The organism is Lentibacillus sp. (genome assembly GCF_035301925.1).
Lineage (GTDB): Bacteria > Bacillota > Bacilli > Bacillales > Amphibacillaceae > Lentibacillus.
In genome coordinates this window covers 1-8,327 of record NZ_DATGTI010000002.1, presented here as the reverse complement: position 1 = coordinate 8,327, position 8,327 = coordinate 1, and the positions used below count along the sequence as shown (strand labels likewise).

Here is an 8,327-nt window from a genome sequence, read left to right as displayed (position 1 = left end):
CAAATTATGGTGCGGGTGAAATTGGTTATCTTATAACCGATAAAAAGTTGGCGAAAAACTATCACCCTGTTCATAAAGGCTACGGTTTTCTGGAAAGTGTTGCAGGCGGTTCGGCCATCAGCCTGCAAATGTCTGAGCGCTTTCAGAGGAATATAACATCCAGGAAAGCGTTTGAGCTGTATGCTGAAGGTCATGAAGATGCTGTTGAAATTGTTGGAGAAGCACTGGAAAATCTGGCTGTTGGAATCACAAATTATGTGTCATTATTCGATCCGGAATTAATTATTTTAGGAGGTGGTGTCAGCGGATCATTTTCCATAATTCATAAAAAAGTAATGGAGGTCATGAGGCGATACGCTCCACAGCAATGTAAAGTTGTACGGACATCATTTGGTAAAGAAGCGGGTGTTATCGGGGGAGCAGCACTATTTTTTAATGAGTATGAAGGACTATTTAAGATCTAAAAGGGAAGGGGTTAATTTAAATTGAAAAAAATTTGGCTGTTATGTTTTACTGTTATTCTTAGTTTAATTCTTGCCGGCTGTATGGCAGGTGGAGATGAAGGTGAGAGCAATAGTGCTGAAGACGAAGGAACGGGAGAAGGATCAGGTGAAGATCTGGAAGACAAGGTAGTTGTTTACTCGCCGCATGGCAAGGACATATTAAGTGATTTTGAGAAGCGATTCGAGCAGGAATATGACGTTGATATGGAATTCTTGGACATGGGATCCCAGGAAATCCTTGACCGTGTCCGTTCCGAAAAAAATAATCCGCAGGCAGACGTTTGGTGGGGAGCTCCACAGGTGAACTTTGATCAGGCGAAAGAAGAAGGGCTGCTGGCGGAATATAAGCCTTCCTATGCAGATGCGCTTGATGATATGTACCATGATGAAGATTGGATGTGGTCTGGTACGTCTATTACCCCGGAAGTAATCATGTACAATACAAAAGAGATTTCTGAAGAAGAGGCACCAAAGGATTGGGATGATCTACTGGATCCAAAATGGAAAGATGAAATTATCATACGCTATCCACTTGCTTCAGGAACAATGAGAACGATTTACTCATCAATGATTTACAGAACTTATAAGGATACAGAAGATCCGCAAAAAGGTTATGAATGGCTGCAGAAATTGGATGAAAATACAAAAGAATACGCAGCAAATCCTGAGATCATGTACAACCAAGTAGCAAAAGGTGCGGGCTCACTGTCTGTCTGGAATATGCCGGATACGGTTATGCTCGCTAAAGAAAAAGGCTACCCGTTTGACTATGTCATTCCGGAAAGCGGCACGCCAGTACTGACTGAGGGAATTGCAATCATTAAAAATGCTCAGAATCCAAAAGCTGCTGAAGCATTCTATGAATTTGTGAATACACCGGAAGCAGCGAAGATACTCGCGGAAACTTATTACCGCATTCCAACCAGAAATGACATAGAAGATTTGCCTGAATGGATTACGGAAACTGAAATTAATCCGATGGACATTGATTGGAAGTTGTTCCAGGAGAAATCAGGAAAATGGATGGAGTATTGGGATAACAAGATTAAGAATACTGAAAAAGACAAAAGTGATAAAGGGTAATCAGTAAGTCAGGCTTATTGGAGCAGAGGAGTTGTTTTCATGTCAACAGTGAATCTATCAGAAATAACGAAACAATTTGGTGATGTAACAGCCGTCAAAGGATTAGATTTGGTAATCAATGAAGGGGAATTCTTCACCTTTCTCGGACCAAGCGGGTGTGGAAAAACAACTACTTTACGAATGATTGCAGGGTTCTATTTTCCCACTATAGGAAAAGTGAAATTTAACGATCGTGATATGACGTCCGTTTCACCGGAAAAAAGAAATACAGGCATGGTTTTTCAAAACTATGCCTTATTTCCCCACATGACTGTCTTTGAAAATATTGCGTTCGGACTGAAAGTAAGAAAACTGAAGAAACATGTTGTTAAACAAAAAGTGGAAGATGTCCTGAAAAAAGTGCGTCTTGAACAATTCATCGATCGGCAGGTCAGCCAATTGAGCGGAGGTCAGCAGCAAAGGGTTGCTTTGGCCCGAGCCCTGGTCATTGAACCGGATATCCTTCTGCTGGATGAACCGCTAAGTAATCTCGATGCTAGATTAAGAGATGAAATGCGGACAGAGATTCTGCGACTACAGCGGGAGTATGATATTACAACGATTTATGTTACACATGATCAGGTGGAAGCGTTGACGATGAGTGACAGAATTGCTGTATTTAATGTGGGTGAGTGCCAGCAGGTGGGCACACCGACAGAAATTTATAATCAACCTGTAAATGATTTTGTTGCAGAATTTATCGGGGAAACCAATATACTCCCAGTGGAAAAAGATAAAGAAGAGGGACCTAACTTTATCTATAAAAGCAACGACTTGAATGAATCGATTCATGTTAATAATTCAGACGAAAACATTGCTTCATATGAGGATGACAATCAATTATACATGTCCGTTCGCCCTGAGGCAGTAAAAGTTGATGAAAAGCCGATGGAAGGAATTAATGTTTTTTCCGGGACGGTCGAGTCTGTGCAGTTCACCGGGGAATCTGTGCATACTTTTGTTAATATCAACGAGAATGCAACAATAAAAGCGACAGAACTTAACCGGGGTCCAAGTACATACTTGATAGAAGGAGCAGAGGTTTACGCTTACCTTCCTGAATCACAGGTGAGGATTATTCCAGAATCAAAGGGTGACGTATAAATGTTGAATGCCGAAAAAAGAAAAACAATTTATCTGCTTAACCCGGTTGTGCTTATCCTGATAGGTTATGTTCTGTATCCATCTATTTCAACACTGATTGAAAGTTTTAAACAGAATGGCGCATTTTCCATTGGGAATTACACTGATTTCTTCGGTCCCAAGGCTGCTGCAAACTTGGAAGCGCTTTGGCATTCCGTGTATATTTCCATTCTATCCGTCCTTTTAAGTGCGTTAATTGGTGTTCCGCTTGCTTATATTTTTAACAGATACGATTTTCCGGGACGGCAATTCTTCTCAAATATTGCTATTATGCCGATTGTCCTTCCATCGCTAGTGGGGGTTATGGCATTTATGTTCTTATATGGGGAAGTTGGCCTTGTACCAAATGCCATAAAGGATTTGCTTAATTTATCTAAAGTTCCGTTTCAAATTGGCGGTGTCTCGGGTATTTTAATTGTTCATGCTTATACGATGTATCCATATTTTTATATGACAGCATCATCAGCATTGAACAACATTGATCCATCTTTGGAAGAGGCAGCGTATAACCTTGGTTCAAGTAAGTTTAAGGTCTTCTGGAGGGTGACTTTCCCATTGCTTACTCCGGGACTTGTTGCCGCATCACTTTTGGTGTTCATGGTATCTATGGCATCATTTAGTGCGCCGTTCCTACTCGCAGGCGGTTACAGAGTATTAAGTCTGCAAATCTATTTTTCAAAAATGAACGGAGACCTAGAAATGGCAGCGACACAGTCAGTCATTTTATCCATGGTCTCGATTGGATTTTTGCTGTTCATGCGCTGGTATCAAAGCCGAAAGGACTATCGTATGGCAAGTAAAGGAATAGGGGCACATCGAAGTGAAGTGAATAATCCTGTCCTGAAAGTGGTTATGGTCACACTTGGTATCATAACCATGATTATTCTTTTACTGCCACATGCAACATTGCTTATTCTATCGCTTGTACCTGAGGGAGCCTGGACATGGCAGACTTATCCGCAAGCATTCAGTTTTGAGAATTTCCGGTTGTTATTTGAAGATCCGAATATATGGGATCCGGTACGCAATAGTCTGATTATGACGACGCTTGCCTGTATTGGAGTGTTTACTTTTGGAATGATTACCTCCTATGCTCTTGTTAAGCGGAGTTTTATAGGAAAAAATCTGTTGGATATACTGGTTATGATTCCATGGGCATTGCCTGCGACAGTCGTAGGGATGAACATGATTCTTGCTTTTAACAAACCATCCGTGTTCTCATTCGGGGAAGTACTGGTCGGGACATTCTGGATTTTGCCGTTAGCCTATTTTATCCGCTTTATACCTTTGGTTGTTCGTTCGACAAATGCTGTGCTTGAGCAGATGGATGATTCACTGGAAGAGGCGGCGCAAAATCTTGGTGCAAAATGGTTTTATACATTCCGGCGGATCGTTGTTCCAATTATTTTGCCTGGTGTACTAAGCGGTACATTGCTTGCTTTTGTTCAGGCTGTCGGGGAGTTCCCTACCTCCGTACTTTTGTATACATTAGATAACCGGCCAATATCTATTGAAATTATGAACCAGCTTCGGATGTTCAATATCGGGCAGGCAGCTGCATTCGGTATGATTCAGGTCGGCTTGATTGCGATAGTCATGTTTATATCGTATCGATTCTTCGGTGTCAAATCAGAAAATACATTATAACAGGAGTATTGAACGATTCAACTTAAGAAAAGTCGAGGTGTTTTGATGCATACACTCAGGGAAACATTCGAGCAAACAGACGGGTTGTCATTCCCGGGGAAAACGTATATGGAAGAATTGCTTAAGCCGGTTTTTTATGACCAGCGAGAGCATTTATTTGGTGCGATGTTTATGATTCATAAGGCTCACACGACAATGCTGGCCGAACAGGGCATTCTTGAGATAGCAGAGGCAGATAAGATATTGGATGCTGTGTATAAAGTCGAGAAAATGGATAAAGACGAAATCGAATACTCCCCTTCATATGAAGATCTCTTTTTTCTCGTTGAATCCCGTATAGGTGAATTGATCGGCGAAGAACTGGCGGGGAAGATGCATATCGCGAAGAGCCGTAATGATATGGGAGAAGCGATGTATCGGATTGTACTAAGGGATTATCTCAATGAGACAGTGAAACAAGCTGAAAAACTTTGTGAAGCTATTTTGTATCAAGCGGAAAATCATGTGTTATCGATTATGCCGGCTCACACTCATACACAGCCTGCCCAGCCGACAACGTTCGGGCACTATTTGGCGGCTATTTATGATAATTTACAGCGTGATATTAACCGGTTGAAACGAGCTTATCAGACTGTGAACAAATCACCTATGGGAGCTGCTGCCATTACGACTTCCGGCTTCCCTATTAACCGGGAAAGAATGGTGGAACTTCTGGGTTTTGACGGTTTAATAGAGAATTCTTATGATGCCATCGCTGCAGGTGATTACCTTACGGAAGCTGCACAATCACTGATCGGCCTGATGACAAATATCGGACGCTGGCTGCAGGAATTTCTCAGAATGGCTTCCAGAGAAGTGGGCCTGATTAAGGTATCCGATGCATATGTTCAGATCAGCAGCATTATGCCGCAAAAAAGAAATCCGGTATCCATCGAACACTCGCGTGCCGTCGCAAGCAGTGCCGCATCGGAGGGTATGGCAGTTATTCATATGATCCACAACACACCTTATGGGGATATAAATGATACAGAGGACGATTTGCAGCCGCATCTATATAAGGGTTTCCGTAAAGCTCTTCGTGTATTGAAACTGATGCATGCTGTTGTGCTGACGATGGACTTTAATAAAGAACGCGCTTATCAGCAGGCTAAAGAAAATATGATCACCATTACTGAGTTAGCTGATGTCCTCACACGCGATCACGGCATTTCTTTCCGTAAAGCGCATCGCAAAGCAAGTGTGATTGCTAAAAAGGCAACTGCGGATGGGAAAGAACTATATGAAATCTCTCTAAAAGTGATTAATAAATGGCTTGAAGATGTTTCATTGAACGAAAAAGAATGGAAGGAAATTACCGATCCATATTATTTTGTGTATAGGAGAGACCGGACAGGCGGTCCAAATCCTGATGTGGTAAGAGATATGATTGAAGAAAGAAAGTAGGAGAGATGATTCACAAATGAAAAATCCCTGAATAAATCTTTTTAAGGGATGTCTGAGGATAGACTGTCAAACACACAGGGCTTTTTCACATCAATTTTCTGCTGAGGGATTCTTTCATCATGTCTTACGCATTGTCTTCCGTTTACAGGTGACGGGCTTGTCGATTATAAGGGGAGCTTTCAGGGTGAACATATTTCAGGAGAGCAGCTTCAAATGTCATAACTGCTCCCTTTTTTGTTTCCTATTTACCCATACAGATGTTTTTCAGAAATATAATTCATCCTTGACACATTACAGAATTTTCGGTTCACTTATAATTAGCAGATTAGTATGACAAAATTCTGTTAAAAACGGGTCGAAACGACAAAGGAGGGAACTGTGCTTAATTGTTTAATATCACTTTAATAGAGAGGAGACACTTATGAAGCAAATTGAAGAATTTTTAAGCCAGCTAAGTGGTATTGTTTGGGGAGTGCCTTTGCTTGTTCTATTGGTAGGCACTGGAGTTTATTTGACCATCAGGCTTGGTGTCCTTCAGGTTCGCTCATTGCCTTACGCTTTAAAACTAGCTTTTTCTCCTAATCAGGATAAAAAATCGGATGGGGACATTTCTCATTTCCAGGCACTCATGACCGCTTCAGCTGCTACAGTTGGAACAGGTAATATTGTTGGTGTCGCAACTGCTGTTGTCCTTGGTGGACCTGGAGCTATTTTATGGATGTGGGTAGCCGGATTTTTTGGAATGGCAACAAAGTATGGAGAAGCAATTCTGGCTGTAAAATATCGTGTGAAAGACTCTGAGGGGAATATGTCCGGGGGTCCGATGTATTATCTGGAACACGGATTAAAACAGAAATGGCTTGGTGTATTATTCGCGATATTTGGTGCCCTTGCTGCATTCGGCATTGGCAATGGGACACAGGCAAAAGCTGTTGCTGATTTAATGAACAGTACATTTTCCGTCCCCTTTTGGCTGACAGGTATCGTACTTGTCATTTTTGCAGGAATGGTTATCCTTGGCGGCATTAAATGGATTGGTCGTGTAACAGCATTCTTTGTTCCGATTATGGCTGCATTTTATATTCTTGCCGGTTTAATTGTTATGATCATGAATATTAATCTTGTACCTGAAGCGCTGGGAACTATTTTTACATACGCATTTTCAGGTAAAGCCGCTGCAGGTGGAACCGTCGGTGCTGTCATACGATTTGGTATAGCACGCGGATTATTTTCCAATGAAGCTGGTTTGGGATCTGCCCCGATTGCAGCAGCTGCGGCTAAAACTGACTTGCCGGGCAGACAGGCACTGGTCTCCATGACGCAGGTTTTAATTGATACTTTTATTGTTTGTTCCATTACCGGAATTACCATTGTGATGTCTGGCGATTGGCAGGATTCATCCATCGATGCCGGGGTGCTTACGGCTTCCGCTTTCGGAACAATGCTCGGCGGTGCAGGACCGTACTTAGTAACATTCGGCCTGTTGTTCTTTGCAACATCCACCATTTTGGGATGGGGCTACTATGGCGAAAAATGTTTCCAGTACTTATTCAAGAACCCTGCTGCCGTTAAAGCTTATCGTACCGTATTTGTCCTGTTCATTTTTGTTGGCGCAACAGCGTCACTTGACGTTATCTGGACGCTGGCAGACGTCTTAAACGGTCTGATGGCAGCTCCTAACCTTATAGGTTTGCTTGGATTGTCGGGTGTCATCATTTATGAAACAAAGCGCTTTCAAAAAAAAGCGAAGGAAGAAAGAGAAGTATCCTAAGCTTGAGATATGAATTCAAGGCACTCTCTATTTAGCTGATAAATAGGGAGTGCTTTTGGTTCATTTTCATGAAATTGGTATGTCCAGATGCGGATGTTCAGTAGAAGCTAATTAAATTTAATATAAAGATGGATACCGTTAATAAATTCAGTTACTTATTCAACAATAAAGATGCCCTCTGCAATCGCTCGTTGTGCTCCTCCCGATGGGTTGTTTACACTCTCGGATTTACAAAGGATATAGGATAAGATACCTGTTTTTCTTTTCATAGAAATAGTTCTTTTCTCATGTTCATATTCAGTTATACTAATGTTACCATTTATTTAATAATTCAAAATATATCATATGTGACTGATGCGATTAGGCATAGTGATAAATTGAAAGGGCCTTCTGAATTCCTTTGGTTGTATCGCTATGTCTATTTTTTGGTTGATAGCGAAATATTAAATAGAGTTATCAGCAAATAATAATCAGAGGAGGCGTTATTTTGTATCATTGGAGAAAGGCACTGGTGCTGGCTTTCATTTTATTGTTGGGTCTTCCAGCTTTAAATGGATTGAGCAATGTATCAGCAGCAGATGGAGAAAATTCTGCAGTTAACCCAAAACCCCAGGAAATGAACAGAACGGGGAAAGGCTTCCCTTTGACACCGAAAGTTGGCGTTATAGCAGGGGAAGCGACGGATGAACAAGCAGTAG

7 protein-coding genes are annotated in these 8,327 nt (G+C 41.6%); all 7 read left to right on the top strand.

The features are described from left to right. On the top strand, window positions 1-464 hold a 464-nt coding region (locus VK080_RS00050), incomplete at its 5' end, for an ROK family protein (RefSeq protein ID WP_324222756.1). A gap of 21 nt (window positions 465-485) precedes the next feature. Next, a complete protein-coding gene (locus tag VK080_RS00045) occupies window positions 486-1,586 on the top strand; it encodes an extracellular solute-binding protein (RefSeq protein WP_324222755.1) in 1,101 nt (366 codons plus the stop codon). A gap of 39 nt (window positions 1,587-1,625) precedes the next feature. Then, window positions 1,626-2,729 carry an ABC transporter ATP-binding protein gene (locus tag VK080_RS00040; protein WP_324222754.1) on the top strand — a complete coding sequence of 368 codons (1,104 nt, stop codon included), beginning with the start codon at window positions 1,626-1,628 and terminating at the stop codon, window positions 2,727-2,729. Then, window positions 2,730-4,415: an iron ABC transporter permease gene (locus tag VK080_RS00035; RefSeq protein WP_324222753.1), complete on the top strand. Its 1,686-nt coding sequence runs from the start codon at window positions 2,730-2,732 to the stop codon at window positions 4,413-4,415. Window positions 4,416-4,460: 45 nt separating this feature from the next. Then, window positions 4,461-5,858, top strand: coding sequence for an argininosuccinate lyase (argH, locus tag VK080_RS00030; RefSeq protein ID WP_324222752.1), 1,398 nt, complete (start codon window positions 4,461-4,463; stop codon window positions 5,856-5,858). Window positions 5,859-6,279: 421 nt separating this feature from the next. Further along, window positions 6,280-7,629 (top strand): sodium:alanine symporter family protein, encoded by a 1,350-nt coding sequence (locus VK080_RS00025; protein ID WP_324222751.1) that lies wholly within the window; start codon window positions 6,280-6,282, stop codon window positions 7,627-7,629. A gap of 487 nt (window positions 7,630-8,116) precedes the next feature. Next, on the top strand, window positions 8,117-8,327 hold a 211-nt coding region (locus VK080_RS00020), incomplete at its 3' end, for a hypothetical protein (RefSeq protein ID WP_324222750.1).